General features: G+C 70.1%; 28 protein-coding genes. 17 read left to right on the top strand and 11 right to left on the bottom strand.

Going from position 1 to position 25,409, the window contains the following annotated elements; all coding sequences use genetic code 11:
- The first annotated feature begins 25 nt into the window (after positions 1–25).
- The 5 genes from ND450_RS29665 to ND450_RS29645 all read left to right on the top strand — a co-directional run bounded on the left by ND450_RS29665 (position 26) and on the right by ND450_RS29645 (position 3,108).
- On the top strand, positions 26–211 hold the full coding sequence (locus ND450_RS29665) for a hypothetical protein (protein ID WP_089910334.1): 186 nt from the start codon (positions 26–28) through the stop codon (positions 209–211).
- Between the two features lie 107 nt (positions 212–318).
- Entirely contained in the window at positions 319–1,701 is a 1,383-nt protein-coding gene (locus ND450_RS29660) for an NAD-dependent malic enzyme (RefSeq protein ID WP_253328028.1), read from the top strand.
- Positions 1,702–1,736: 35 nt separating this feature from the next.
- Positions 1,737–2,210 (top strand): cyclic pyranopterin monophosphate synthase MoaC, encoded by a 474-nt coding sequence (gene moaC / locus ND450_RS29655; RefSeq protein WP_253321786.1) that lies wholly within the window; start codon positions 1,737–1,739, stop codon positions 2,208–2,210.
- A 17-nt stretch (positions 2,211–2,227) separates the two neighbouring features.
- Positions 2,228–2,686 carry a molybdenum cofactor biosynthesis protein B gene (locus ND450_RS29650; protein WP_253321785.1) on the top strand — a complete coding sequence of 153 codons (459 nt, stop codon included), beginning with the start codon at positions 2,228–2,230 and terminating at the stop codon, positions 2,684–2,686.
- The gene (locus ND450_RS29645; protein ID WP_253321784.1) at positions 2,683–3,108 is read left to right on the top strand and encodes a molybdenum cofactor biosynthesis protein MoaE; all 426 of its coding nucleotides are present in this window, start codon (positions 2,683–2,685) and stop codon (positions 3,106–3,108) included. Before ND450_RS29650 ends, ND450_RS29645 begins: the two co-directional genes overlap by 4 nt.
- A 273-nt stretch (positions 3,109–3,381) precedes the next feature.
- On the opposite strand, the gene ND450_RS29640 is transcribed toward ND450_RS29645, so the two are convergent.
- Positions 3,382–4,026: a transglycosylase family protein gene (locus tag ND450_RS29640; RefSeq protein WP_253321783.1), complete on the bottom strand. Its 645-nt coding sequence runs from the start codon at positions 4,024–4,026 to the stop codon at positions 3,382–3,384.
- A gap of 426 nt (positions 4,027–4,452) precedes the next feature.
- Between ND450_RS29640 and ND450_RS29635 the strand changes: the two genes are divergently transcribed.
- A complete protein-coding gene (locus ND450_RS29635; RefSeq protein ID WP_253321782.1) occupies positions 4,453–6,906 on the top strand; it encodes a tetratricopeptide repeat protein in 2,454 nt (817 codons plus the stop codon).
- A gap of 17 nt (positions 6,907–6,923) precedes the next feature.
- On the opposite strand, the gene ND450_RS29630 is transcribed toward ND450_RS29635, so the two are convergent.
- Both ND450_RS29630 and moaA read right to left on the bottom strand, forming a co-directional pair.
- The gene (locus ND450_RS29630) at positions 6,924–7,190 is read right to left on the bottom strand and encodes a MoaD/ThiS family protein (protein WP_253321781.1); all 267 of its coding nucleotides are present in this window, start codon (positions 7,188–7,190) and stop codon (positions 6,924–6,926) included.
- Complete coding sequence (moaA, locus tag ND450_RS29625) at positions 7,187–8,245, bottom strand: GTP 3',8-cyclase MoaA (RefSeq protein ID WP_371927435.1); 1,059 nt, start codon at positions 8,243–8,245, stop codon at positions 7,187–7,189. Before moaA ends, ND450_RS29630 begins: the two co-directional genes overlap by 4 nt.
- Positions 8,246–8,359: 114 nt before the next feature.
- Between moaA and ND450_RS29620 the strand changes: the two genes are divergently transcribed.
- From ND450_RS29620 to ND450_RS29600, 5 genes are all read left to right on the top strand, one after another.
- The gene (locus ND450_RS29620) at positions 8,360–8,806 is read left to right on the top strand and encodes a MarR family winged helix-turn-helix transcriptional regulator (RefSeq protein ID WP_089910341.1); all 447 of its coding nucleotides are present in this window, start codon (positions 8,360–8,362) and stop codon (positions 8,804–8,806) included.
- A 3-nt stretch (positions 8,807–8,809) separates the two neighbouring features.
- Positions 8,810–9,610 (top strand): HAD-IIA family hydrolase, encoded by an 801-nt coding sequence (locus tag ND450_RS29615; protein WP_245785845.1) that lies wholly within the window; start codon positions 8,810–8,812, stop codon positions 9,608–9,610.
- 82 nt (positions 9,611–9,692) lie between these two features.
- A complete protein-coding gene (locus tag ND450_RS29610) occupies positions 9,693–10,478 on the top strand; it encodes a metallophosphoesterase (RefSeq protein ID WP_253328026.1) in 786 nt (261 codons plus the stop codon).
- Between the two features lie 14 nt (positions 10,479–10,492).
- Positions 10,493–12,088 carry an AMP-binding protein gene (locus ND450_RS29605; RefSeq protein WP_253321780.1) on the top strand — a complete coding sequence of 532 codons (1,596 nt, stop codon included), beginning with the start codon at positions 10,493–10,495 and terminating at the stop codon, positions 12,086–12,088.
- A 98-nt stretch (positions 12,089–12,186) separates the two neighbouring features.
- Positions 12,187–12,573, top strand: a complete 387-nt coding sequence (locus ND450_RS29600) for a VOC family protein (RefSeq protein WP_253321779.1) — start codon at positions 12,187–12,189, stop codon at positions 12,571–12,573.
- Here the strand turns inward: ND450_RS29600 and ND450_RS29595 are convergent.
- Positions 12,570–12,944: a YccF domain-containing protein gene (locus ND450_RS29595; protein WP_089908784.1), complete on the bottom strand. Its 375-nt coding sequence runs from the start codon at positions 12,942–12,944 to the stop codon at positions 12,570–12,572. The genes ND450_RS29600 and ND450_RS29595 overlap by 4 nt on opposite strands.
- Positions 12,945–12,966: 22 nt before the next feature.
- On the opposite strand from ND450_RS29595, the gene ND450_RS29590 reads away from it, so the two are divergent.
- Positions 12,967–13,920 carry a Gfo/Idh/MocA family protein gene (locus ND450_RS29590; RefSeq protein WP_253321778.1) on the top strand — a complete coding sequence of 318 codons (954 nt, stop codon included), beginning with the start codon at positions 12,967–12,969 and terminating at the stop codon, positions 13,918–13,920.
- Here the strand turns inward: ND450_RS29590 and ND450_RS29585 are convergent.
- Complete coding sequence (locus tag ND450_RS29585) at positions 13,902–15,104, bottom strand: Nramp family divalent metal transporter (protein WP_253321777.1); 1,203 nt, start codon at positions 15,102–15,104, stop codon at positions 13,902–13,904. The two genes, ND450_RS29590 and ND450_RS29585, sit on opposite strands and share 19 nt — an antisense overlap.
- A gap of 55 nt (positions 15,105–15,159) precedes the next feature.
- Positions 15,160–15,702 carry a TetR/AcrR family transcriptional regulator gene (locus tag ND450_RS29580; RefSeq protein WP_177229534.1) on the bottom strand — a complete coding sequence of 181 codons (543 nt, stop codon included), beginning with the start codon at positions 15,700–15,702 and terminating at the stop codon, positions 15,160–15,162.
- A gap of 52 nt (positions 15,703–15,754) precedes the next feature.
- Between ND450_RS29580 and ND450_RS29575 the strand changes: the two genes are divergently transcribed.
- Entirely contained in the window at positions 15,755–16,372 is a 618-nt protein-coding gene (locus ND450_RS29575; RefSeq protein WP_253321776.1) for an HAD family hydrolase, read from the top strand.
- Here the strand turns inward: ND450_RS29575 and ND450_RS29570 are convergent.
- On the bottom strand, positions 16,344–16,547 hold the full coding sequence (locus tag ND450_RS29570) for a hypothetical protein (protein WP_253321775.1): 204 nt from the start codon (positions 16,545–16,547) through the stop codon (positions 16,344–16,346). The genes ND450_RS29575 and ND450_RS29570 overlap by 29 nt on opposite strands.
- A gap of 213 nt (positions 16,548–16,760) precedes the next feature.
- Here ND450_RS29570 and ND450_RS29565 point away from each other — a divergent pair, with 213 nt between their 5' ends.
- On the top strand, positions 16,761–17,150 hold the full coding sequence (locus ND450_RS29565) for a cold-shock protein (RefSeq protein ID WP_236221109.1): 390 nt from the start codon (positions 16,761–16,763) through the stop codon (positions 17,148–17,150).
- Positions 17,151–17,163: 13 nt separating this feature from the next.
- Positions 17,164–17,748 (top strand): HD family hydrolase, encoded by a 585-nt coding sequence (locus ND450_RS29560; RefSeq protein WP_253321774.1) that lies wholly within the window; start codon positions 17,164–17,166, stop codon positions 17,746–17,748.
- On the opposite strand, the gene ND450_RS29555 is transcribed toward ND450_RS29560, so the two are convergent.
- From ND450_RS29555 to ND450_RS29545, 3 genes are read right to left on the bottom strand one after another with little or no spacing between them, the layout of a single operon-like run.
- Complete coding sequence (locus ND450_RS29555; RefSeq protein ID WP_253321773.1) at positions 17,745–18,200, bottom strand: DUF2771 family protein; 456 nt, start codon at positions 18,198–18,200, stop codon at positions 17,745–17,747. The genes ND450_RS29560 and ND450_RS29555 overlap by 4 nt on opposite strands.
- A gap of 10 nt (positions 18,201–18,210) precedes the next feature.
- Positions 18,211–19,710 (bottom strand): MFS transporter, encoded by a 1,500-nt coding sequence (locus tag ND450_RS29550; protein ID WP_253321772.1) that lies wholly within the window; start codon positions 19,708–19,710, stop codon positions 18,211–18,213.
- 3 nt (positions 19,711–19,713) lie between these two features.
- A complete protein-coding gene (locus ND450_RS29545; protein WP_371927434.1) occupies positions 19,714–20,466 on the bottom strand; it encodes a glutaminyl-peptide cyclotransferase in 753 nt (250 codons plus the stop codon).
- A gap of 58 nt (positions 20,467–20,524) precedes the next feature.
- Between ND450_RS29545 and ND450_RS29540 the strand changes: the two genes are divergently transcribed.
- Both ND450_RS29540 and ND450_RS29535 read left to right on the top strand, forming a co-directional pair.
- On the top strand, positions 20,525–21,262 hold the full coding sequence (locus tag ND450_RS29540; protein WP_253321771.1) for a DUF3027 domain-containing protein: 738 nt from the start codon (positions 20,525–20,527) through the stop codon (positions 21,260–21,262).
- Positions 21,259–24,033, top strand: coding sequence for a sacsin N-terminal ATP-binding-like domain-containing protein (locus ND450_RS29535; protein ID WP_253321770.1), 2,775 nt, complete (start codon positions 21,259–21,261; stop codon positions 24,031–24,033). The genes ND450_RS29540 and ND450_RS29535 overlap by 4 nt, the downstream gene beginning before the upstream one ends.
- Before the next feature lie 110 nt (positions 24,034–24,143).
- Here the strand turns inward: ND450_RS29535 and ND450_RS29530 are convergent, their stop codons facing one another.
- Entirely contained in the window at positions 24,144–25,406 is a 1,263-nt protein-coding gene (locus tag ND450_RS29530; RefSeq protein ID WP_253321769.1) for an MFS transporter, read from the bottom strand.
- Positions 25,407–25,409 lie beyond the last annotated feature (3 nt).

Raw genomic sequence — 25,409 nt, 5'->3', positions numbered from 1 at the left:
AGCAGGCACCACCGAGGAGGAGATCGTGGCGAAAGGACGCCCTGGACGGGTCGACCCGCACTGGCCGGAGGGTCCCGACGGCGGTCACCCCGTGACCGAACTGACCAGTGACGTGCAGGGAGCGCTCTCGCCGTTCGGCACGGTGACGTTCCCGCTGCCGGTGGACACCCTCCCGTACACGCACCCCGTGACGGAGATCAACAAGTCCTGACGCGACTGTCAGGGCGGTCTTAAGACTGTCGAGTCGCGTGAGTACCGCAAAGGGCCCGGGGATAGGCTCACTTCCCGCTTGAGCTGCACTTCGTGGGAGGAAAGACGATGCCGGTCCCCGGCCCTGGTTACTCGATCACCGTTCGTCTGGAGGCGCCGCCGTCAGCGAGCGCCGCGGGTGACCTCACCTCGGCCGTCGGCCGCGCCGGTGGCGTGATCACGGCGTTCGACGTCGTGGAGTCGCACAACGACCGCGTCGTCATCGACCTCACGTGCAACGCGCTCTCCGCGAACCACGCCAAGGACATCACCGACACGCTGGAGACGTTGCCCGGCATCGTCGTCCGCAAGGTGTCGGACCGCACGTTCCTCGTGCACCTCGGCGGCAAGATCGAGATTTCGTCGAAGGTGCCGCTGCGCAACCGCGACGACCTCTCCCGCGCGTACACGCCGGGTGTCGCCCGCGTGTGCGAGGCCATCGCCAAGAACCCGGACGACGCGCGCCGACTGACCATCAAGCGCAACACCGTCGCCGTGGTGACGGACGGCTCCGCGGTCCTGGGCCTCGGCAACCTCGGCCCCGCCGCCGCCCTGCCCGTGATGGAGGGCAAGGCCGCGCTGTTCAAGAAGTTCGCCGGCGTCGACGCCTGGCCGGTCTGCCTGGACACCCAGGACACCGAGGAGATCATCCGCGCGGTCGAGCTCATCGCTCCCGTGTACGGCGGCATCAACCTCGAGGACATCTCCGCGCCGCGCTGCTTCGAGATCGAGGCCCGCCTGCGTGAGAAGCTCGACATCCCCGTCTTCCACGACGACCAGCACGGCACGGCGATCGTCGTCGTTGCGGCCCTGCGCAACGCCCTGCGCGTCGTGAACAAGGACATCAAGGACTGCCGCATCACCGTGTGCGGTGTCGGCGCCGCGGGTTCCGCGATCATCCGCCTGCTGCAGGCGCAGGAGCCGGGCGACATCATCGCCGTGGACGTCGACGGCATCGTGCACCGCGACCGCCCGGGCCTCGACTCGAACCTGAAGTCGATCGCGGCCTCGACCAACAAGGACAACCAGTCCGGCCGCCTGCACGACGCCCTGGTCGGCTCCGACGTCTTCATCGGCGTCTCGGCCCCGAACCTGTTCGGCGCGGACCAGGTCGCGACCATGGCGAAGGACGCCATCGTGTTCGCGCTGGCCAACCCGGACCCGGAGATCGACCCGATGGAGGCGCAGCAGCACGCCGCCGTCGTCGCCACGGGCCGTTCGGACTTCCCGAACCAGATCAACAACGTGCTGGCGTTCCCCGGCGTCTTCCGCGGCCTGCTGGACGCCCACGCCAAGACCATCACCGACGCGATGCTGCTGGCCGCCGCGCAGGCCATCGCCGACGTGGTGGACGGCGACAGGCTGAACGCGTCGTTCATCGTGCCGTCGGTCTTCGACAACACTGTCGCCCCCGCGGTGGCCGAAGCGGTGCGCAAGGCCGCCACTTCCTGAAGGTTGGAGGGTGAACTCAGGCATACGATCGCCGTATGACCAAGCAGTTCACCCACCTGGACTCCCACGGTGCTGCCCGGATGGTCGACGTCTCCGGCAAGGAGCAGACCACCCGGACCGCCGTGGCCACCGGGATCCTGCACACGACCGCCGAGGTGGTCGAGTTGCTGGGCGCCGACGGCCTGCCCAAGGGCGACGCCCTGGCCACGGCCAGGATCGCGGGCATCATGGCCGCGAAGCGCACCTGGGAACTAGTCCCGCTGTGCCACCCGATCGCGCTGTCGTCGGTGAAGGTGGACCTGGCCCTGGCGGACTCCGCCGTGCTGATCACCGCCACCGTCCGCACCACCGACCGCACGGGCGTGGAGATGGAGGCCCTGACCGCGGTCTCCGTGGCCGGCCTGACCCTGCACGACATGGTGAAGTCGGTCGACCCGGCCGCCTCCCTGGACGCGGTGCGGGTGGAGCGCAAGGAAGGCGGCAAGTCCGGCCTGTGGGAACGCCCGTGACCGCGTATAGGGCAGTCGTGATCACCGCGTCGAACCGCGCCGCCGCCGGCGTCTACGAGGACCGCAGCGGACCGGTCATCGTCTCGTGGCTGTCGGAGCGCGGCTTCTCCGTGTCGTCGCCGGTGGTGGTGCCGGACGGCGAGCCGGTCCGCGCGGCACTGGTCTCCGCCGTGGAGTCCGGCGCCGACCTGGTGCTGACCACCGGTGGCACCGGCATCAACCCGACCGACGGCACCCCCGAGGCCACGCGCGCCGTCGTCGACTACGAGGTGCCCGGCCTCGCCGACGTCATCAGAATGTCGGGGTGGCCGCGGGTGCCCGGTTCCGTTCTGTCGCGCGGCGTGGCCGGCGTGGCGGGACGGACGCTGATCGTGAACCTGCCCGGCTCGACCGGCGGCGTGAAGGACGGCCTGGACGTGCTGGCCTCCGTTGTGGACCATGCGCTCGACCAACTGCGTGGAGGTGACCACCGATGAGCGTCGTGCTGCGGGCCGTCGTGACTTCGGAGCCGTTGTCGGTGGAGGAGCACGCCTCGCTGGTCGAGTCCGACCGGGCCGGGGCCGTGGTGACCTTCTCCGGGGTGGTGCGCGATCACGACGGCGGGCGCTCGGTGGTGGAGCTCGAGTACCACTCGCACCCGTCCGCTTCGGACGTGGTCGCCGAGGTGGTCGAGTCGTTGGCGTCGAAGTACCCCGGGGTGCACGGGATCGCCGTGTCGCACCGGGTGGGGCCGTTGAAGATCGGGGACGTGGCGCTGGCCTGCGCGGTGGCGGCCGAGCACCGCGGGGAAGCGTTCTCCCTCTGCTCCGACCTCGTCGACGAGGTCAAGGCCCGGTTGCCGGTGTGGAAGCGGCAGGTGTTCGTCGGGGGCGACGACGAGTGGGTCAACTGCCCCTGAGGGTTCTGGTGTCCGTTGGGCCGGGATGAGGGCCTGCTCGCCTGCGCCAGTGCGTCTGTGGTGCGCGACTCGCGCGCCCCGCCTGGTGTGCGCGTGCTTGCGTGCCCAGCCCGCTCGCCCAAGCCCCACCCACCCACCTCGGCGGCCACCGCACCCGCAAACGCAGGCAGGGACCTCACCGTCGGGGGGTAACGGTGAGATCCCTGGTCCTGTGTCAGCCCGACTCGACAGGGCTGGCGATCATGCGGCCTGTCCGGCCCGAGCCCGCGGGGCTCAGATCAGGATCTTGTGGCCCGGGAAGATCAGGTCCGGGTTCGTGAGGAAGTTCTTGTTCTTCTCCACGATGGCCTGGTAGCCGCCTTCGACCTTGTTGGCGTCGGCGATCTTCGACAGGGTGTCGCCCGGCTTGATCTCGTAGTTGCCGTCCGGGTTCGACTTCGACGCCGGGGCGGCGGGTGCCTGCTGCACCGGCGCGGCGGCCTGGCGCTGCTGCGGCTGGGCCTTGCGCTGCTGCGGAGCGGCCTGGGGCTTCGGGGCGGTGCCCGCGGTGCCCGAGGTGGCGCCCAGCTTGCGGCTGCAGGCGGGCCAGGCGTTGTTCAGGCCCTGGCCGGCGGCGACGCGCTCGGCGACAGCGATCTGCTGTTCGCGGGAGGCGTTGGCCGGGTTGCCCTGGCCGCCGTAGGCGTTCCAGGTCTGCTGGGTGAACTGCAGGCCGCCGTAGTACCCGTTGCCGGTGTTGGCGCCCCAGTTGCCACTTGCCTCGCACTGCGCGAGCGCGTCCCAGTTCACGGGGGCCGCGTTGGCGGTGCCAACGGCGAGGCCCAGAGGGGCGCCGGCGATGATGCCGGCGACCGCGACCTTGGCGATAGTGCGAGCGGCGGAACTCTGCTTGCCCTGCTTGCCACGGTTGAAAGCCATGTGCCTCTCGGTCCACCACACCTGCTGCCAGGAACTCGGGTTCGGGGCCCGGTGCGCTCCTGCGTCCCAGTCCGGCGGTTTCTCTCGCTCGGGGTTGTTCCGGAGTACCCGTCGGACTGGGTTCGGTGCTGGGTGCTCCGGTCTAGCTCGCGGCTGGTTCGGGCCAGCCGAGGAGCGACCGTACGTAACCGCCGAGGCCGAATCCAAATGTTTCGAGCTGTGATGCGCATCACAGTAACAGTTTGGAAAGTTGTGCTGGGGCTACAAAAGCGCTGCTCAAAAGCTACGTTATCGGTCCGTTTCCATTCTGAGATCGGCCGAGATCTATCACGGAAAGTGAGGCGTGGCTCACGTGTGTTGGGCCATCGGGGACGCCTCGGTCACGGTCGAGCGACGCCTCGCCGGTGACTGGTTGATGATGTTCGGATGAGCAGGGAGTCACGGCAGGCCGCTCTGCACCGCGCGTTGCTCGCGAAGGCCGGCGAGCCCGTGTTGTTCGGTGACCTCGTCCGCGAGGTCTGGGGCGACGAGCCTCCGGTGAGACCCTTGCCCGCGTTGCGCAACCTCGTGCGGCGGCTGCGGCAGTCGGTCGGCGACGAGATCGTCACCGACGCCTCCGGCTACCGGCTCGTCGTGCGCAGGCCCGGCCCGGCCCAGTTGCCCGCCGACCTGCCGGACTTCGTCGGACGGGAGCGGGAGCTGGCCGCGCTCGCCGGGTCGGACGCCCGCGTGCTCGCGATCACCGGCCCTCCCGGCGTCGGCAAGACCGCGCTCGCCGTGCGCCTGGCCCACCGGATCCGCGACCGGTTCCCCGACGGGCAGCTGCACGTCAACCTGCGGGGGTTCGCGGCGGCACCGCCGGTCACGCCCGAGCAGGCCCTCGGCCGGTTCCTGCGCGCGCTCGGCGTGGCCCCGGAGAACGTCCCGCTCGCACTCGACGACCAGGTCGCGCTCTACCGCGAGACCTTGCGCGGCCGCCGTGTGCTGGTGCTCCTCGACAACGCCACCGAACTGAGTCCGCTCGTGCCGGACGTCGAGGGCTGCACGGCCATCGTGACCAGCCGCAACGCGCTGCGGGCGGGGGAGGTCGGGCTCGACGTCCTCAGCGGCGGCGAGGCCGGGGAGCTGCTCGACCGGCTGGGCGTCGACGGTTCGTCGCACGAACGCGCCGAACTGATCAGGCTCTGTGCCCACCTGCCGCTCGCGTTGCGGATCGCGGGCGCGCACCTCGCCGACCGCCACCTGCCCGACTACCTCGCCGACCTGCGGGGTGACGGCCGGCTCGACGCGCTGGAGATCGAGGGCGACGCGGCGGTGCGGGCGACGTTCGAGCTCTCCCACCGGGCACTGCCCGAGCGCGCGCAGGAGCTGTTCGGGCTGCTCGGCCAGGTCCCCGGACCGGACTTCGGCGTCGAAGCCGCCTCGGCGCTGCTCGGCGAGGACGCGAGCGGACCGCTCGGCCAGCTCGTCGCCGCGAACCTCGTGCACCGCGCCGGCACCCGCCACAGCCTCCACGACCTGCTTCGCGAGTACGCCCTGGGCCTCGGCGCGCCCGTGACGTCCCGGCTCGGCGAGTACTACCTCCTCAACGCCGACGCTGCCGCCCGCACGCTGAACCCGGAGCTGCACCGCCTGCCGGTGCCCGCGCTGCCGCGGGACCTCCCCGCGCACGACCTGAGCGACATGGCGAGCGCCCTCGCGTGGTTCGAGGCGGAACGGGCCAACGTCGTCGCGGCCGTGCTCACGGCGGGCGCCAGGCCGATCGCCTGGCAGCTGACCGACGCCATGCGCTCGTGCTTCCTGCACCACACCGGCAACGTCATCGACTGGTTCACGACCGCCCGCGCCGGACTGGCGGCCGCCCGCGCGCTCGGCGACGTCGGCGCGGAGGCGGCCATGAGCGCCTCGCTCGGCCTCGCGCACTGGCGGTCGAGCCAGTTCGCCGAGGCCCTGCCCGAGTACCGGCGTGCCGTGGAGCTCACCAGGCAGCGGGACGACCCCGGGGCGCTCAAGTCGTTCCTCGGCAACCTCGGCATCATCCACTGGGAACTGGGCGACCTGGCCGAGGCGGCGGAGGCGATGCGCGCGTCGCTCGCCATCGAGTCGAGCCCGAACGCGCTGTACAACCTCAGCTGCGTGCTGCTGGACCTCGGACCGCTCGACCTGGCCGTGTCCTACGGCGAGGAGGCGCTGCGGGTCTCGACGGAGCTGGGCCTGACCGCGGGCATCGCCTTCTGCCTGCGGGGGCTCGCCGTAACGCACCTGTTCACCGGCCGGCACGACCTCGTCGCCGAGTACCAGGACAGGGTGGCGGAGGTGGCCACGGCCGAACTGGGGCCCGTGTTCTTCGCGAGGGGCACGGAGACCCAGGCGTTCCTCCGCCTCGAACAGGGCCACCTCGACGAGGCGGAGGCCCTGGCGCGCAGGTCGATCGAGATGGGCGTCGAGTGCGCGGACGACATCGTCGAGGTCGACGGCCGCATCACGCTCGGCATGGTGCTGGAGCGGCAGGGCCGGGCGCGGGAGGCGGCGGACCAGCACGAACACGCGCTGGCGATCAGCAGGAAGTCGGCCTTCGCGCGGGGCGAGGTCCAGTCGCTCACATGTCTGGCGGCCGACCACCGGGCGCTGGGAGACCTGGCCGTGTCACTGAGGTGCGCCACCGAGGCCGACGAACGCGCCGAACGGGGCCAGCTGCGCGTTCGCCAGGTGCAGGCGGTGGGGGAACTGGCGTTGACGAGGGAGGCGTTGGGAGACCACGAGGAGGCCGAACGCCAACGGCTGCGGGCGGTGGAGCTGGCGCTCGCGACCGGCCGCAGGGGAGTGGGGACGACGGTGGCCCGGCTGGGGCTGCCCCAGCCGCCCGCGAACGGCGGCTGAGGAGAGAAAGCGCCCGCTCAGCCGCCCGCGAACGGCGGCAGCACGTCCAGCTGGGAGCCGGCGGGCACCCGCGTCGACGTGTCCCGCACCGCGATCCCGTCCAGCAGGAAGCTCGACGCGGCGAGCACCTTGCCGAGCTTGCCGCCGTGCCGTTCGCCGATGGCCGAGACCACGAGCGCCACGGTCGGTTCGGGCGCGTCGAGCAGCAGGTCCTCGTCGGCCACCCCGGCCGCGGCCCGCGCTCCCGCGAAGTAGCGGACGTTCACGGCGGTGCTCACTGTCATCCTCCGATGGCGCTCATGGGGCGGTCGGGCTGCGTGAAGCCCTCGTCGTTGATGCCGTGGCCGGCGGCCTTGACCCACATGTTCGCGCGCCAGGCGTCGGCGATCGCGGAGTCGGGGGAGCCGTCGCGCAGCAGCGCGCGCAGGTCGGTCTCGCCGCTGCTGAACAGGCAGTTGCGGATCTGGCCGTCCGAGGTGAGCCTCGTGCGGTCGCAGGCCGCGCAGAACGGCCTGGTCACCGACGCGATCACGCCGACGACCGCGGGGCCGCCGTCGACCAGCCAGCGCTCGGCCGGGGCGCCGCCGCGGGGGACCTCGGACGGGGTCAGCGTGAAGGCGGACGAGAGCATCGTGAGGATCTCATCGGCCGTGACCATGTTCGTGCGCGTCCAGCCGTGCTGCGCGTCCAGCGGCATCTGTTCGATGAACCGCAGCTGGTAGCCGTTCTCCACGCAGAACCGCAGCAGCGGGACGGCTTCCTCCTCGTTCACGCCGCGCATCAGCACGGAGTTGACCTTGACCGGCTCCAGGCCGGCCTCGCGGGCGGCGTCGAGGCCGTCGAGCACGTCGGTGATGCGGTCGCGCCTGGTCAGCGTCGCGAACTTCTCCGGGTCGAGGGTGTCGAGCGAGATGTTGATCCGGTTCAGGCCGGCGTCCTTCAACGACCGCGCGCGCCGGGCGAGGCCGATGCCGTTGGACGTCATGGACATGCGCGGACGCGGTTCGAGCTCGGCCGTCGCGGCGATGACCTGCTCGAGGCCGCGGCGCAGCAACGGCTCGCCGCCGGTGAACCTGATGTCGGTGATGCCCAGGTCGACCACGGCGATGCGCATGAGCCTGATCAGCTCGGCGTCGGTGAGGAGCTCGTCCTTCTCCAGCCAGTCGAGGCCCTCGGCGGGCATGCAGTAGGTGCAGCGCAGGTTGCAGCGGTCGGTCAGCGAGACCCGCAGGTCCTTCGCGACCCGGCCGAATCTGTCGACGAGCTGAGGCGTGTCCGGACGTGCGGAGGTGTCCGGGGTGCCGCGCAGGACGGGGATGCCCAACTCCACTGCTGTCACCCTGTTCAGCTTAATGAACAAGTCGTTGTAGATGCATCCAACAACGAGCTTTCTCACGTTCCGCCCGTTTGGAGCACCTCACGAGGAATTCTCTTACTGGCTAAGATGTTCCACATGGAACCAGAAGTGCTGGAGAGGTTCACCTGGTACATGCGGGAGCAGAGCGCCCTCACCGTCATGTTCCACGCGCGGGTCGCCGAGCAGATGGGCCTGTCCGCGACCGACGAGAAGTGCCTCGATCTCGCCATGCGGGCGGACGGACCGCTCACCGCGGGCCGGATCGCCGAACTCTCCGGCCTCTCCACCGGTGCCGTCACGGGCGTGATCGACCGCCTCGAACGTGCCGGATACGTCCGCCGTGTCCGTGACCCGCACGACCGCCGCAAGGTCCTCGTAGAGGTCACGGTGGGGGACGTCGACAAGTTCGGCGCGCCGTTCGAGAAGGCCCGCGACAGCCTGGTCGAGGTGCTCGGGCACTTCGACGACGCCGAGCTGGAAGTGATCGAGCGTTATCTCCAGCTCCAGATCGGTACGTTTCGCAAGCGCGTGATCGATACTTAGACCATGTGGCACTACTTGATGGACATGGACGGCGTCCTCGTGCACGAGGAGCACCTGATCCCGGGAGCGGACGAGTTCGTCGCGGAGCTGCGTGCGTCCGAGACGCCGTTCCTCGTGCTCACGAACAACTCCATCTACACGCCACGGGACCTGCGGGCACGCCTGCAGCGCACCGGCCTCGACATCCCGGAGAAGTCCATCTGGACCTCCGCGCTGGCCACGGCCAAGTTCCTCGACTCGCAGCGCCCGAACGGCTCGGCGTTCGTGATCGGCGAGGCCGGCCTCACCACCGCGCTGCACGAGATCGGCTACGTGCTGACCGACCGCGACCCGGACTACGTGGTGCTCGGCGAGACCCGCACCTACAGCTTCACCGCGATCACCAAGGCCATCCGGCTGGTCGAGGAGGGCGCGAAGTTCATCGCGACCAACCCGGACGCCACCGGCCCGTCGCGCGAGGGCTCGCTGCCCGCGACCGGTGCCGTCGCGGCCCTGATCGAGCGCGCCACCGGACGTGAGCCGTACTACGTCGGCAAGCCCAACCCGCTGATGATGCGCTCGGCCCTGCGCACCCTGGGCTCGCACTCCGAGCAGGCGCTGATGATCGGCGACCGGATGGACACCGACGTGCGGTCGGGCCTCGAGGCGGGCCTGTCGACCATCCTCGTGCTGTCCGGTGTCTTCAGCGCCGAGTCCGCCGAGATGTTCCCGTACCGGCCGACGCGCGTGCTGAAGTCGATCGCGGAGCTCGTCGGTCACTCGCAGGACCCGTTCGGTGACTGGAACGCCGCCGTTCAGGCCTGACGCGAGCGCTGATCCGGGCAGACCACTGACGCGCGACGGTTCATCACCTATCGTCGCGGAGGTGGACACGGATCGACGCCCGATGTACGTCGTGGGAGACGTGCACGGGCACCTCGCAGAACTGATCAGGGCGCTGCACGTCGCCGGGTTGTGCGACGAGGAAGGGCACTGGATCGGCGGCGAGGCCGAGCTGTGGTTCCTCGGCGACTTCGTGGACCGCGGGCCCGACGGCGTGGGCGTGATCGACCTGGTCATGCGCCTCGGTGACGAGGCGGCGGAGACGGGTGGCTCGGTCAACTCGCTGATCGGCAACCACGAGATCCTGCTGCTCGGCATGTACCGGTTCGGCGACGAGCAGGTGCCGGACAGCCTCGGGCCGCGGTCGTTCGCGCGCAGCTGGCTGCTGAACGGCGGGCTGCGCAGCGACCAGGACCGGCTGACCGACGCGCACGTCGAGTGGCTGACGACGCGACCGGTGCTCAAGCTGCGCGACGACCACCTGCTGATGCACTCCGACACCGTGGCCTACCTCGAATGGGGGGCCTCGATCGAAGAGGTCAACGAGGCCGTCCGGCACGTGCTCAAGAGCGACGACCTCGTCGACTGGTGGGAGTGCTGGCGCAAGATGACGACCCGGTACGCGTTCCGGGGTCCGCAGGGGCCCGAGATCGCGGACGAGCTGCTCGCGACCCTCGGGGGCACCCGGATCGTGCACGGGCACAGCGTCATCGCCGACCAGCTCGGGGTGCCGCCGGACGAGATCGACGGGCCCCTCGTGTACGCCGACGACAAGGTCCTGGCGATCGACGCGGGCCTCTACAGCGGCGGTCCGTGCCTGGTCGTGCCCTTGCCATACGCCGAAGCCTGACTACCGTCTGGGGGATGACCGCCAGCTACTCCTCGGGCACGTCGGCCGCCCCGCTGCTGGGCGACACCATCCACGCGAACCTCGCGGCCACGGTCGCGCGGTTCGGCGACCGCGAGGCACTTGTCGACAAGGCGACAGGTCGACGGTGGACGTACGCGGAGCTCTCCCGCGAGGTCGACAGGGCCGCCGCCGGACTGCACGCGCTCGGGGTGCGCAAGGGCGACCGGGTCGGGATCTGGGCGCCGAACTGCGCCGAGTGGGTGTTCGTGCAGTACGCGACGGCCCGGATCGGCGCGATCCTGGTCAACGTCAACCCGGCCTACCGCGTGCACGAGCTGGAGTACGTGCTGAACCAGGCGGGCATCCACACGCTGGTGTCCGCGCGGTCGTTCAAGACCTCGGACTACGCGGCCATGATCGAGGAGGTCCGGCCGCGCTGCCCGGAGCTGGAGCACGTCGTCTTCACCGACGATCCGCAGTGGACTCCCGGTGAGCTGCCGGACGTCGAGCTGGACCGGGACGACCCGATCAACATCCAGTACACGTCCGGCACCACGGGCTTCCCCAAGGGCGCGACGCTCTCGCACCACAACATCCTCAACAACGGCTACTTCGTCGGCGAGCTGATCAACTACACCGAGCACGACCGCATCTGCGTGGTGCCGCCGTTCTACCACTGCTTCGGCATGGTCATGGGCAACCTCGCGGCGACCAGCCACGGTGCGTGCGTCGTGATCCCGGCGCCTGCGTTCGACCCGGCGAAAACCCTTGCGGCCGTTCAGGAAGAGAAGTGCACGTCGCTCTACGGCGTGCCGACGATGTTCATCGCGATGCTCGACCTGGTCGACGGCTACGACCTGAGCAGCCTGCGCACCGGCATCATGGCGGGCTCGCCGTGCCCGGTCGAGGTCATGAAGCAGGTCGTCGAACGAATGGGCATGAGCGAGGTCTCGATCTGCTACGGCATGACGGAAACCTCGCCCGTGTCGACACAAACGCGCGTCGACGACTCCCTCGACCGTCGCGTCGGGACGGTCGGCCGCGTCGGCCCGCACCTCGAGGTCAAGATCGTCGACCCGGAGACCGGCCTCACGGTCCCGCGCGGCGAGCCGGGGGAGCTGTGCACGCGCGGCTACTCCGTCATGCTCGGGTACTGGAACGAGCCGGAGAAGACCGCCGAGGCCGTCGACGGCGCGGGCTGGATGCACACCGGCGACCTCGCGGTGATGGACGACGACGAGTACGTCAACATCACCGGCCGCATCAAGGACATGGTGATCCGCGGCGGCGAGAACATCTACCCGCGCGAGATCGAGGAGTTCCTCTACACGCATCCGGACGTGCTCGACGCCCAGGTGATCGGCGTGCCCGACGCCCGCTACGGCGAGGAGCTGATGGCGTGGGTGCGGCTGCGCGACGGGGTGTCGGGGCTGACCGCCGAGGCCGTCCGCGAGTTCTGCACGGGCAAGCTCGCCCACTACAAGATCCCGCGGTACGTGCACGTGGTCGAGGAGTTCCCGATGACGGTCACCGGCAAGATCCGCAAGGTGGAGATGCGGGCGAAGTCGGTGGAGCTGCTGAACCTCGACGACAGCGCGCGACACGCCTGACAGTGGTCGCGGGACTACGGGGCGATGAGGCGTAAAGACCCTGGTGAACGGGCATGCGGCGAGCGCAGCATCGGTGGGTCGGAGCACAAGGAGGCATCATGCTCACCGCCACCAGGACCACCACGATGCTGCCCGTCGAAGACCCGGAGCGCGCCGAGCGCTTCTACGCGGACGTGCTCGGTCTCAAGCCCGTCGCCACGAACCCGGACGGCACGCGGATCTTCGCGCTCGGCCAGGGCGACGCGCTCGGCCTGATGCCCGCGGAGAAGGGCTCGCAGACCGCGCACACCGTGCTCAGCTTCGAGGTGCCGGACCTCGAAGCCGAGATCCGCGAGCTCGAGGGCAGGGGCGTGCGGTTCGAGGACTACGACCTGCCCGACTTCAAGACCAGCGGACACATCGCCGTCATGGGCAACGAGCGCGCGGCGTGGTTCCTCGACACCGAGGGCAACATCCTCTGCCTGCACGAGCTGCTCGAAACCTAAGGCAGCTCGACGATCTCCTTGCCGAGCGGCACCAGCGAGACCTTCACCAGCTTGAAGTTCGCGATGCCGAGCGGGATGCCGATGATCGTCACGCACAGCGCGATGCCGGTGACGACGTGGCCGATCGCGAGCCACAGGCCGGCCACGATGATCCAGATCACGTTGCCCAGCAACGAGCCGGTGCCCGCGCCGGGCTTGTCGACGACCTCGCGGCCGAACGGCCACAGCGCGTAGTTCGCGATGCGGAACGACGCGATGCCCCACGGGATCGTGATGATCAGGATGCAGCAGATCAGGCCGGCGACCGCGTAGCCGACGGCCATCCAGAAACCGGCGAGCACCAGCCAGATCACGTTCAGGATGAGGCGCATGCCTCCAATCTAAGCTGATCGCATGAAGTGGGGTGTGATCGCAACAGGCGGAATCGCGCAGGCCGTGACCGCCGACATGCTGAAGGTCGAGGGCGTCACGGTTCTCGCGGTGTCCTCCCGCGACGTCACGAAGGCGCGGGCGTTCGCCGACCGCTTCGGCATCGAGCGCGCGTACGGCGACTACCGCGAGCTGCTCGCGGATCCCGACGTGGAGGTCGTCTACGTCGCGACGCCGCACGGCCAGCACCACGAGGTCACGCTCGCCGCGCTCGACGCCGGCAAGCACGTGCTGTGCGAGAAGGCCTTCGCCCTCTCGGTGGCGGACGCGGAGGAGATGGTCGAGCGGGCGCGGTCGAAGGACCTCTTCCTCATGGAGGCCATGTGGACGCGGTTCAACCCGCTGGTCCGCAAGGCCCACGACGCCGTGCGGAACGGGGAGATCGGCGAGGTCAGGCTGATCCGCGCCGACTTCGGCTTCCGGCACGCCTTCAGTGACGGCGACCGCCTGTGGGCCAAGGAGGCAGGCGGTGGCGCGACCCTCGACCTCGGTGTCTACCCGGTCGCGCTCGCGCACCAGTTCCTCGGCGTGCCGGCACACGTCCACGCGCACGGCAGCCTCGCACCGACCGGAGTGGACGCCGACGCGGGCATCCTGCTGGCCTACGACAACGGCGCGCACGCGCTGCTCAGCTGCTCGCTCGTCGCCGGCACCGGCGCCCGCGCGGAGATCATCGGCACCGAGGGCCGCATCGAGCTCGTCGACCCGATGTTCAACCCGACCGCCGTCGTGATCAACGGCGTCGAGCACGCGATCGAGGACGAGGGCTACGCGCACCAGATCCGCGCTGTTGAGGAGAGCATCGCCGCCGGGCTCACCCAGAATCCGTCGATCACCTGGGACAACACCCTGGAGGTCATGCGCACGCTGGAAGAGGCGCTGCGCCAGATCGGCGTCAGCTACACCACCGTCAGGTAGATCAGCGCCACGTTCAGCACCACGACCGCGAAGGCCACGGCCCACGCGGCGCACGTGACGACGCGCCGGTTCGTGTGCGAACCCATCACGGACCGGCGCGCGGTCAGCCAGACCAGCGGCACCAGTGCGAACGGGATGCCGAACGACAGCACGACCTGCGACAGCACCAGCGCGAACGTCGGGTCGACCCCGAACGCCAGGATCGCGAGCGCGGGCACCAGCGTGACCAAACGCCGTGCCAGCAAAGGAATCCGCACGTGCAGCAGGCCGTCCATCACCACTGCGCCGGCGTAACAACCCACGGCCGTGGACGCAAAACCCGACGCCAGCAAGCCGAGCGCGAACAGCAGCGCGATCCCGCCGCCCAACGTGGAGCCGACGGCCGCGTGCGCTCCTTCCAGCGTGTCAACGCCTTCACGGCCCTGCAAGGCGGACGCCGCGAGCAGCAGCATCGCCATGTTCACCGCGCCGGCGAGCACCATCGCCACCACGACGTCGACCTTGGTCGCGCCGAGCACCGACGGGTTCCTGCCGTGCCGGTCGCGGGCGAGGGCGGAGTGCAGGTAGACCGCGTGCGGCATCACGGTCGCGCCGAGCATGCCCGCGGCGAGCAGCACGCTGTCGGCGCCGTCGAAGCGCGGCACCAGCCCGGAGACCGCGCCCGCAACCGACGGCGGCGCAACGAAAAGCCCCGCCACGAACCCGACCGCGATCACGACCAGCATCGTGGTGATCACGCGCTCGAACGGCTTCTGCCCGCGCCTGTCCTGCACCAGCAGCAGGAGCGTCGACACCACACCGGTGATCACGCCGCCGAGCAGCAGCGGCAGGTCGAACAGCAGGTGCAGCGCGATCGCCCCGCCGAGCACCTCGGCCAGGTCGGTCGCCATCGCCACGACCTCGGCCTGCCCCCAGTAGGCGAGCCGCACGGGCCGCGGCAGGTGGTCGCGCACCGCCTCCGGCAACGACTTCCCGGTCACCAGGCCGAGCTTGGCCGACAGGTACTGCACGAGCCCGGCCATGACGTTCGCGACGACGAGCACCCACACCAGCAGGTACCCGTACGTCGCGCCCGCCGCGGTGTTGGTGGCCACGTTCCCCGGATCGACGTACGCGATCGCGGCGACGAACGCCGGACCGAGCAACGCCGCACCCGCGCGCAGACGCGCCGAGACAGCGACCACCAGGACACCTCCCCTTGTCGCCAGATTATGGCAACAAGGGGCCGCAGGACCTAACTCATGCGTTCATCGTCACTCGGGCGACCCGCACGACGGCGTCCATCGCGCCGTCCAGGTCGCCGCTCGGCATCAGCAGGTGGCTCAGGGCGAGCCGCACCGTCGTCTCGGCGGTGAATCGCACGTGCCTGCCGGGGAAGTGCCGGCTGAGGTGCTGCTCCACGACCTCGGTGGCGTGGAACAGGATCGGATGGCCGCGGATGGTGATGAACGGCAGCAGGTCCTCGGCGTTCTGCCCGGTCAGCACGGCCGAGACCAGTCTGTCCTTCTCGGTCTGCTCGAAGGTGAAGCGGAACGCCGACCGCATCGCCTCCCACGGGTCGGGGTCCTCCCGGAGCCGGGTGGCGATCCCGGTCAGGTACTCCTCCGTCTTGTGGACCGCGACGGCCTGGACGAGCCCCTCCTTGTTGCCGAACTCGTTGTAGACGGTCTGTCTGCTCACCCCGGCGCGACTGGCGACCTCGATCATGCGCAGCCCGTGGAAGCCCCGGGCCGCCAGCAGGTCGGCGGCCGCGTCCAGTAAGAGCTCGGTGATGTCGCTCACTCGTTCACCTTTACACAGTTACATTTTTTGTAAAGACGTAGAGTCGGGTTCTGTGCCGTTCACCGTGGGTTTCGACCTGGACATGACCCTCATCGACCCGCGACCGGGCATGGCCGCCGTGCTGAACGAGGTGGGCGCCCGCACCGGGCACGACCTCGACGGCGAGCACTTCGCGTCGAACCTCGGCCCGCCCCTCGACATGGTCTACCGCGAGATGGGCGTGCCCGAGGAGGAGATCCCCGAGATGGTCTCGCTCTTCCGCGCGCTGTACCCGGACGTCGTGATCCCCGCGACGGTCGCCCTGCCCGGTGCCGCGGCGGCGTTGCAGTGCGTGCGGGAGCTGGGCGGCCGCACCATGGTCGTCACGGGCAAGTACCGCAAGAACGCCGCGCTGCACCTCGAAGCCATGGGCTGGGAGGTCGACCACCTCTACGGCGAGCTGTGGTCGACGGGCAAGGCCGAGTCGCTCAAACTGCACGGCGCGAGCGTCTACGTGGGTGACCACATCGGCGACATGCGCGGTGCCGCGGCGGCCGGAGCGCTGGGCGTCGGGGTCGTCACCGGGCCGTGCTCCCGCGCGGAACTGGCGGAGGCGGGCGCGGCCGTCGTGCTGGAGGACCTGCGCGAGTTCCCGGAGTGGCTCAGGACCTCTTCTGGCGTGACTTCCTGACCACGGCGATGATCCCGAGCCCCAGGCCCACGGCCGGCAGGTAGGTCGCGAGGACGTTCAGCCACACCGGCAGGTCGCTGTGGCCGGCGGCGAAGAGCACGAAGACCGCGATGATCGCCAGTACGCCCACGGCGAACAGGCCGATGGCCAGCGGCATCAACTTCGGAGCGGTCATACCCCCAGGGTAGTGCCCTGACCACCGTCCTCACCGCCCGCGTCCGGTGCTCAGTGGGGCACCTCACGGCGCCGCCGCGAGGGTTGGTGATCAGGGCACCAGTCGCGCTAACGGAGGTGCCTTCGCCCTGGTCTTCTGGCTACTCTGGTGGAACGCGTCCTGGGTGCGCCCCGGGCGCGTTCGTTGTGCAGGAGTAAGGGAATGGTGAGCGCGGTGCCGACCGGCAAGGTCAAGTGGTACGACACGGAGAAGGGCTTCGGATTCGTCACCCAGGACGGTGGCGAGGACGTCTACGTCCGCAAGGCCGCCCTGCCTCCGGGTGTCACCGGTCTGAAAGCCGGCCAGCGCATCGAGTTCGGCATGGCCGAGGGCCGTCGCGGCCCGCAGGCGCTGTCCGTGCGCCTGATCGACCCCGCGCCGTCCGTCGCCGAGGCGCGCCGCCGTCCCGCCGAGGAACTGCACGGCCTGATCGACGACATGATCAAGCTGCTGGAGAACAAGGTGCAGCCCGACCTGCGCCGCGGCCGCTACCCGTCCGACAAGAAGAACATGAAGCTCATCGCCGAGGTCGTCCGGGCGGTGGCGCGGGACCTCGATCCGTAAAAGGATCGGCGTCATGTCTGACGCGGATCGGATCGTCGAGTTCGTCTACGAGGTCGGCCAGCTCAAACGCCTGCCCAGAGCGGGGTGGCTCTTCGCCGGGGTGCAGCACCCCGAGTCGGTGGCCGCCCACTCGTTCCGGGTGGGCGTCCTGGCGTTCGCACTTGCCGTGCAGGAGGGCGCGAACCCCGACAGGGCGGCCACGCTGGGCCTCTTCCACGACGTGCCGGAGACGCGGATCGGTGACATCCCGTACGTCGGCAAGCTCTACCTCGACGTGAAGGTGCCGCCGGAGGCCGTGGCGCGTGACCAGGTCCAGCACCTGCCCGCGCCGCTGGCCGCGCACATCGAGGCCCTGGTCGCCGAGCACGAGGCGGCCAAGGACATCGACCACACGCCCGAGGCGCGCTGTTCGCGTGACGCGGACAAGCTCGAGCTGTTGTTGCAGGCCAGGGAGTACCAGGCCGCGGGCATCTCCAAGATGGAGCGGTTCATCCAGACCATGCAGGGCTCGGTGGTCACCGACACCGGCAAGGCGCTGATGGACTCGGCCCTGCGGATCGCGCCCACCGAGTGGTGGGAGGCGTTCGGCCGCCGTTAGTTCGTGACCTCGACCGCCCAGTAGCCGCGCAGCAGCGGCTGACCGGTGTCGAGCACGGCCGCAGCCGCCTCGTGGATCTCGATGCCCTGGAGCTGGTCGCCCTTGTCGGGCAGGGCGAGGGTGTAGGTGAAGTTCTCGCCCTTGCCCAGCAGGCCGGTGCCCGTGGTCGTCTGCTCGCCGTTCGCCTTCTTGTAGAGGAACACGGCCTCCCAGAGGCCGTCGGCGAGCTGGCCGTCCACCGAGATCTGCACGACCTTGCCCGCGGGGACCTTCAGCTGCGCGGGCTTGGTCCGCTCCGCGCAGTTGTTGCCCTCGATGTCGCAGTAGACCGCCGGCTCGACCCTGATCGTCTTGCCGTTCGCGTGGAACGTGACCTCGGGGTAGTGGCGGGGCAGCGCGCACCCCGTCAGCACGAGAACGCTGGCAGCAATGACTGAAGCAAGTCGACGCACGTCAGGCAGCCTACGGGGTCACCGGGGCGGGCCTGCGGACCAGCCTGTGCAACGAGGTTCCGTTGCGGTACATCCACGTCTGCGCCAGGCCCAGCGCGAGCAGCACGGACAGCACGGTGAACCCGATCCAGAACGTCGCGGGCAGCAGCACGCCCAGTGCGCCACCGAACACCCACGCGAGCTGCAGGATCGTCTCGGAGCGGCCGAACGCCGACGCGCGCGACTCCTCCGGCAGATCGTCCTGGATCACCGCGTCGAGGCTGATCTTCGCGAGCGACGACGCCGTGGCGCCCAGCAGGCCGACGATCGCGGCGGTGACGAGACCGGGCAGCGCGGCGGCGACGACCGTGGCCACCAGCGCCGTGGCGACGCAGGCGATGACCACCTCGTCGGGCTTGCCGAAGTGCTGGCGCGCGCCGATCGCGTTGCCGAGGAAGCTGCCCACGCCCGCCGCGCCGGCGATCACGCCGAGCAGCAGCAGCTGCCGGACCGCGTCACCCTCCGTCTGCTCGCGCACCACGAAGGCCGCGAACAGCGTCAGGAAACCCGTCAGCATGCGGATGGACCCGTTGCCCCACAAGGAGACCGCGACGTGCCGCGAGATGCGCTGCCTGCGGGGTCTGGACGTCAGCGACGCGGGCACCTCGCCCTCGGTCACCTCGACCCACGACGGGATCTTCATGCACAGCCACGCGTTCACGCCGCACAGCACGGCGGTGAACCACAGCGCGCCCGGTGAACCGAACACGTTCGCGAAGCCCGCGGCCAGCGCGCCGAACACGCCGCCCGCCGCGAGCCCGAAGACCGTCATCCGGGCGTTGGTCTTGGACAGCGTGATCTCCGGCGGCAGCACGCGCGGGGTGATCGCGGACTTGAGCACGGTGAACGACTTGGAGAGCACCATGCTGCCGAGCGCCGCCGGGTACAGCAGCCAGTTGTCGAAGTTCAGCGCCATCACGACGCTCAGGCCGATCCTGAGCACGCACGACGCCGCCAGCGCGAGCCGGCGCCCGCGCTGGATCCTGTCGAGCAACGGGCCGATCACCGGCGCGATCAACGCGAACGGCGCGACCGTGATCAACAGGTAGAGCGCGACCTTGGTCTTGGACTCCGCACTCGCGGCGGAGAAGAACAGGGTGTTCGCCAGCGCGACGGCCATCGCGGCGTCGGCGGCGTAGTTCATCATCACCGCGTAGGTGACCGACGTCATGCCGGACTTCCCGGCGCCGTCGGCACGGGCCGCGCGCCGGAACGCCGCGATCGCCTGCTGCGAGAGCTGCTTGCTGCGGAACCACGCGACGCGCGTGACCGTGAGCTTGCGCGGCGGTTTGGGCGTCGGGGTCGTCTGCTGGTCCTGGTTGGGCAGCGGACGCGTGTTCTGCGGGCGTGGCGGCGGCTGGAATCCGTGTTCGGACGGCGTCTCGCGGCGCTCCCGCGGCCGGTACTCGTCGTCCTGCCACGGGTAGCGCTTCGGAGCCGGCTCGTCACTCCACCCGCGGTCGCCCGTCACACGTCAATCCTGCCCCATCCCGTTGAACCTCACCCGGAAGATGGTCGGCCAGTTCTTGCCTGTGACCAGGAACTCGTTGGTCCCGGGGACGTGCGCGATGCCGTTGAGGACGTCCACGTCACCGCTCGGCTTGAGCGAGGACAGGTCGTAGGTGTTCGTCACCTGGCCCGTGGCCGGGTCGATGCGGACGATCTCGTCGGTCTTCCAGACGTTCGACCAGACCTTGTCGCCGACGCACTCCAGCTCGTTCAGCTGGGTCAGCGGCTTGCCGTCGCGCGTGACCTGCACACTTCCGGTCTCGGCGAACGTCTTCGGGTCGCGGAACGTCAGCTTCGCGGTGCCGTCGCTCATGACCAGGCGCCTGCCGTCGTCGCAGATGCCCCAGCCCTCGCCCTCGTAGGAGACGCGGCGGAGCTCGTCCAGCGTCTTGCGGTCGCGCTCGATCGCGACGCCGTTCTGCCACGTGATCTGCCAGATGGTGTCGCCGACGACGGTGATGCCCTCACCGAAGAAGTCCGGCGGCAGGTCGACCTTCTTCTGCACGTTGCCGGTCGACGGGTCGAGCGCGCGCATCGTCGACTCGCCCTCCAGGCCGGTGCCCTCGTAGAGGACGCCGTCGACCAGTTCCAACCCCTGGGTGAACGCCGACGTGTCGTGCGGAATCTTCTGCAGGACTTCTACCTGCGGCTTTGCTTCTTGAGGCGTCGAACAGGCGGCCAGGACCGCGACGACGACCAGCCAGACGGGGGAGCGCACCCCACGGAGGGTGGCACGAGTTTTCGTCCCGGCGAAGACCTGCGGCACAATTCATGACGTGACCGCGACTGAGATGCTCCTCGACGCCGTAGACCTCGCCCGCGCAGCCGCGCAGGAAGAGGCCGGTATGGAACGTGTCGGCGCTCATGTGGGGGTGTCCACCGAGGACGAGCACTCGGTGACCCACCTGTTCGAAGCCGAGCACGCGGGTTACCGCGGCTGGACCTGGGCGGTGACGGTCGCCCACGCGGGCGAGGGCACGCCGGTCTCGGTCAGCGAGGTCGTGCTGCTGCCCGGCCAGGACGCCCTGGTCGCTCCCGAGTGGGTCCCGTGGAGCGAACGCGTTCGCGCCGGTGACCTGGGCGTCGGCGACCTGATGCCGCCCCGCGAGGACGACCCGCGCCTCGTCGAGGCGTACGTGCAGTCCGACGACCCGGCGGTCGAGGAGGTGGCGCTGGAGATCGGCCTCGGCCGCACCCGCGTCCTGTCCCGCGAGGGCCGCCTCGACGCCGCCGACCGCTGGGCCTCCTCCGACTTCGGTCCGCGCTCCGACATGGCCCGCAGCGCCCCCGCGCACTGCGGCACCTGCGGTTTCTACACCCGCGTCGCCGGCGCGTTCGGGTCGGCGTTCGGCGTCTGCGCCAACGAGATCTCCCCGGCGGACGGCCACGTCGTGCACGTCGAGTACGGCTGCGGCGCGCACTCGCAGGTCGAGGTCGACATCAGCCCGATGGTGCCGGTCGCGGACCTGGTCTACGACGACGCGCAGCTGGACGTTCTGGACGTCTCGGAGTGACCGATCCGTTCGGCACCGAGGCCCTGCGCACCTCGGTCCTCTCGGCGTGGCGTGGTTCGCCCACCCGCTTCCGCGAGGACGCGAACGCCGAGGAGGACCTGCGCCTCGGCGGCTACCGGGACCGCCTGCTCGTCGAGCTCGCCCAGAACGCGGCCGATGCCGCTGGTTCTTCGCCGGGTGTGTTGCGGATCACTCTCGTGGACGGTGAGCTGCGCGCGGCCAACACGGGTTCCCCGCTGACCGCGGCCGGGGTCGCCGCCCTGGCCTCGCTCCGCGCGTCCTCGAAGGAGTCCGGGGTCGGGCAGTTCGGCGTCGGCTTCGCGGCCGTGCTGGCCGTGTCGGACGCACCGCGCGTGGTGTCTGTTTCCGGTGGCGTCGAGTTCTCCGCTTCTCGCACTCGTGCCGAGGTGCCGGAGCTGGCTTCCGAGCGCGGCGGTGACGTGCCGGTGCTGCGCCTGGTCTGGCCGGTCGTCGAAGAGGTGCCGGACGGGTTCACGACCGAGGTCCGGCTGCCGCTGAAGGTCGACCTGTCGCTGGACGACCTGGCGTCGGAGGTGCCGGACCTGCTGCTGGCGCTGCCCGGGCTGCGCCGCATCGAGGTCGGCTCGCAGTCGTGGGAGCGCTTCGTCACGGCGGACGGTGTGGTCACCGTCGGCTCGTCGCGCTGGCTGGTGGAGCGCACCGTCGGTGAGCTGCCCTCCGAGCTGGTCCAGGGCGTCGAACACCGTCCTCAATGGACTGTGTCGTGGGCGTACCCGCTGGACGAGCCGCTGGGCGAGGACGTGCTGCACGCGCCGACCCCGACCGACGAACGCCTGTCGCTGCCCGCCCGCCTGATCGCGACCCTGCCCGTCGAGCCCTCGCGCCGCCGGATCCTGCCGGGCCCCGCCGCGTGGTCGGTGCTGGACGCCGCCGCAGCCGCCTACCCGGAGCTGGTGGCGCGCGTCCCGGCCATCGAGCGCACCGCCCTGGTGCCGCTGCCGGGCTTCCCGCTGTCCGAAGTGGACGACCGCCTGCGCACGGCCGTGCTGCGTTCGCTGCGCACCTCCGCCTGGCTGCCGCTGGCCTCCGGCGAGTGGATCGAACCCGCGCGCGCCCGCGTGCTCGACGTCGGCTCCGAGGAGCTCGTCGACCTCGTCGAGGACGCGCTGCCCGGCCTGCTGGACGCCGAGCTCTCCGCTCCCGTGCACGCGCGTGCGCTGGCAGCACTGGAAGTTCCGCGCGTCACGACCGCCGAGGTCGTCGCCGCGCTGGCCGAGGTCTCCGGCGACCCGGGCTGGTGGCGCGACGTCTACGCCGCCTTCGCACCGCTGGCCGAGGTGGACCCGGACGTCCGCGAGGCGTTGGCTTCACTGCCCGTCCCCCTGGCCGACGGCCGCGTCGTCACCGGCCCGCGCACCACCCTGATCGCCGACGAGCCGCTGCCCGGCCTGCGGGTCGTGCACCCGGACGCCGTGCACCCGCTGCTGGTCCGCCTGGGCGCGGTCGAGGCGGGCGCCGCCGAACTGCTGGCCGACCCGACGCTCCGCGAGAACGTGGCCAGGTCCGTCGAGGACGCCGAAGCAGGCCTCGACGGCCTGGAGCTGGTCGAGACCGTGCTGCGCCTGGTCGACCTGGCCGGCGTGCGCTCCGGCGAGGAACCGTGGCTCGGCGCCCTGGCCCTGCCGGATGCCGACGGCGAGTGGCACCGCGCCGACGAACTGCTGCTGCCCGACTCACTGCTGGTAGGCGTGGTCGAGGCGGACGCGTTCCCGTTGCTGTCCAAGGAGATCCTCGAGACGTACCCGCGTTCCGCGCTGGTCGCCGTCGGGGTGGTGGACGGTTTTTCCTTGGTGGTCGACGACGAGCCGTCCGGCCCGGACCACGACCTGGCCGACGAGTCCGCGTGGTGGTCGTCCGTGCCGGACGAACCGCGGCGCGTCGTGGCCGTCCGCGACCTGGACCTGGTGGCCGACTGGCCCGCCGCGTTGCGCCTGCTGGCCTCCGACCCGGTGACGTGGCGCGCGGTGACCGAGCCCGACGGCTACACGGGCTGGTGGATCGCGCGGCACGCGCTGTTGGCGGGCAAGCCGCCGCGTTCGTACCGGCTGGCCGGGGCCTCGTTGCTGGACGGGTTGTTCGACGAGGTGCCTGATCTGGAGCTGCCTGACCATGTTCTGAGGGCGGCGGGTGTGCGGTCGTCGCTGGAGATCTGGGACGACGAGGACGCCGAGTTCGTGCTGGACCGGCTCGGCGATGCCGACCGTGTGGTCGCGGACGCTGTCGTGTTGCGTGCGTATGCGGCGTTGCCCGAGTTGGACTTCGCTCCGCCTGAGCGGGTTCGGGTGTTGAGCGGGGACGTGGTCGCTGCCGACGACGTGGTCGTTTTGGACCATCCCTGGTTGTTGGGGGTTGTTCCCGCTTCTCGTGTGTTGCTGGCTGACGGGTCGGAGGAGTTGGCCGATCTGTTGGACCTGGCGTTGGCGTCCGAGGAGTTCGACGGGTTGCCGGATCACGTCGGTGAGGTTGTGGCGTGGGGTGATCTCGGGGCTGTTCGGATGGCCTGCGAGTTGCTCGAGGTCGCTCTGCCGGACGGTGTCGTGGTTGTGCACGAGTCGTTGGTGGTCGAGGGGCAGCGGGTTGAGTGGTGGATGGTGGACGGGGTTCCTCACTCCGCTGACACGCCTGAGGGGTTGGGGCGGGCCCTGGCCTGGGTTTCCGGGCGGTGGGGGGATCGGCACACGTTCGTGGCCTTGATCGGGGATCCGACTGCTGCGACGTTGCTGGGCTGACTTCGCCTGTTTCGCGGGTGACTGCTTTGCGCGCGGCCTGGTCGCCCTGCGTGCTTCCCCTGGGGCTCCGCCCCAGGCCCCGGCAATCTGAGATGGGCCTCCCCCGGGGCCTAGCTCGCCACCTCTGCCGGTTCCGGCAGCGCCTCCGCCGGTGCCTCCCGCCGCCTTCGCAGCCGGGGCTTCGCGATGTCCCCGCGGCGCACCAGGATGATCCACGCCGTGATCGTCACCAGCATCGACACGGCGCCGCCGATGATGATGGGCGCGCGGCCGTTGATCTCGCCCAGCCAGCCCATCAGCGGGCCGCCCACCGGGTTGCCGCCCAGGAAGACCAGCATGTAGATGCCCATCACGCGGCCGCGCATCTCTGGTTCGACTGCCAGTTGGATGGTGGCGTTGGCGGTGGTGTTGAACGTCATCATCGCCACGCCCACCGGGATCATCATCAGGCCCGTCAGGAGGATCGTCGGCATGAAGCCGGAGACGATCTCCAGGGCGCCGAAGACGATGCCGGAGCCGATGAAGACGGTCATCTTCGGGGTCTTGCGCTTGGCTGCCAGCGTGGCGCCTGCGAGGGTGCCGACGGCTATCAGGGTGGAGAGCAGGCCGTAGGCGTCGGCGTCGCCGCCGAAGACGTTGCGGGCCATGATCGCGAGGGTCATGTAGAAGTTCATGCCGAAGGTGGCGATGAAGAACACCAGCAGCATGACCGTCATGAGGTCCGGGCGGCTGCGGACGTAGCGCAGGCCCGAGAGGAGTTGGCCCTTCTCGCGCGGTAGCGGGTCCGAGCGGAGGAGTTGGGCTGTTCGCATCAGCCAGATGCCGCCCACCACGCCCACGAAGCTGATGGCGTTGGCCAGGAAGACCCAGCCGGTGCCTATCGCCACGATCGTCACGCCCGCTATGGCCGGGCCGATGATGCGGGCCAGGTTGAACATCATCGAGTTGATCGCCACGGCGTTGGTGAGCTGGTCACGGCCGACCATTTCGACGACGAACGACTGGCGCACCGGGGTTTCCACTGCCGAGAAGGCGCCCAGCAGCAGGCAGAGGAGGTAGACGTGCCAGAGCTCGACCACGCCGGTGACGTCCAGCAGTCCCAGGGCCAGGGCGCAGATTCCCAGGGCGGACTCCAGCCAGAGCAGGAGTTTGCGCTTGTCCATGCGGTCGGCGAGGACGCCGCCCCACATCGAGAGCAGCAGGACCGGGAGGAACTGCAGGGACGCGGCGAAGCCCAGGGCCACGGGGGAGCCGTTGGAGAGTTCCAGGACCAGCCAGTCCTGGGCCACGCGCTGCATCCACACGCCGACCAGCGAGATGATCTGGCCGGACGCGTAGAGGCGATAGTTGTAGATGCCCAAGGATCCGAACATTCC

The sequence above is a fragment of the Lentzea sp. HUAS12 genome (assembly GCF_024125735.1).
Lineage (GTDB): Bacteria > Actinomycetota > Actinomycetes > Mycobacteriales > Pseudonocardiaceae > Lentzea > Lentzea albida.
The sequence above is the reverse complement of the archived record's forward strand: the minus strand, read 5'-3'. Positions and strand labels throughout refer to the sequence as shown.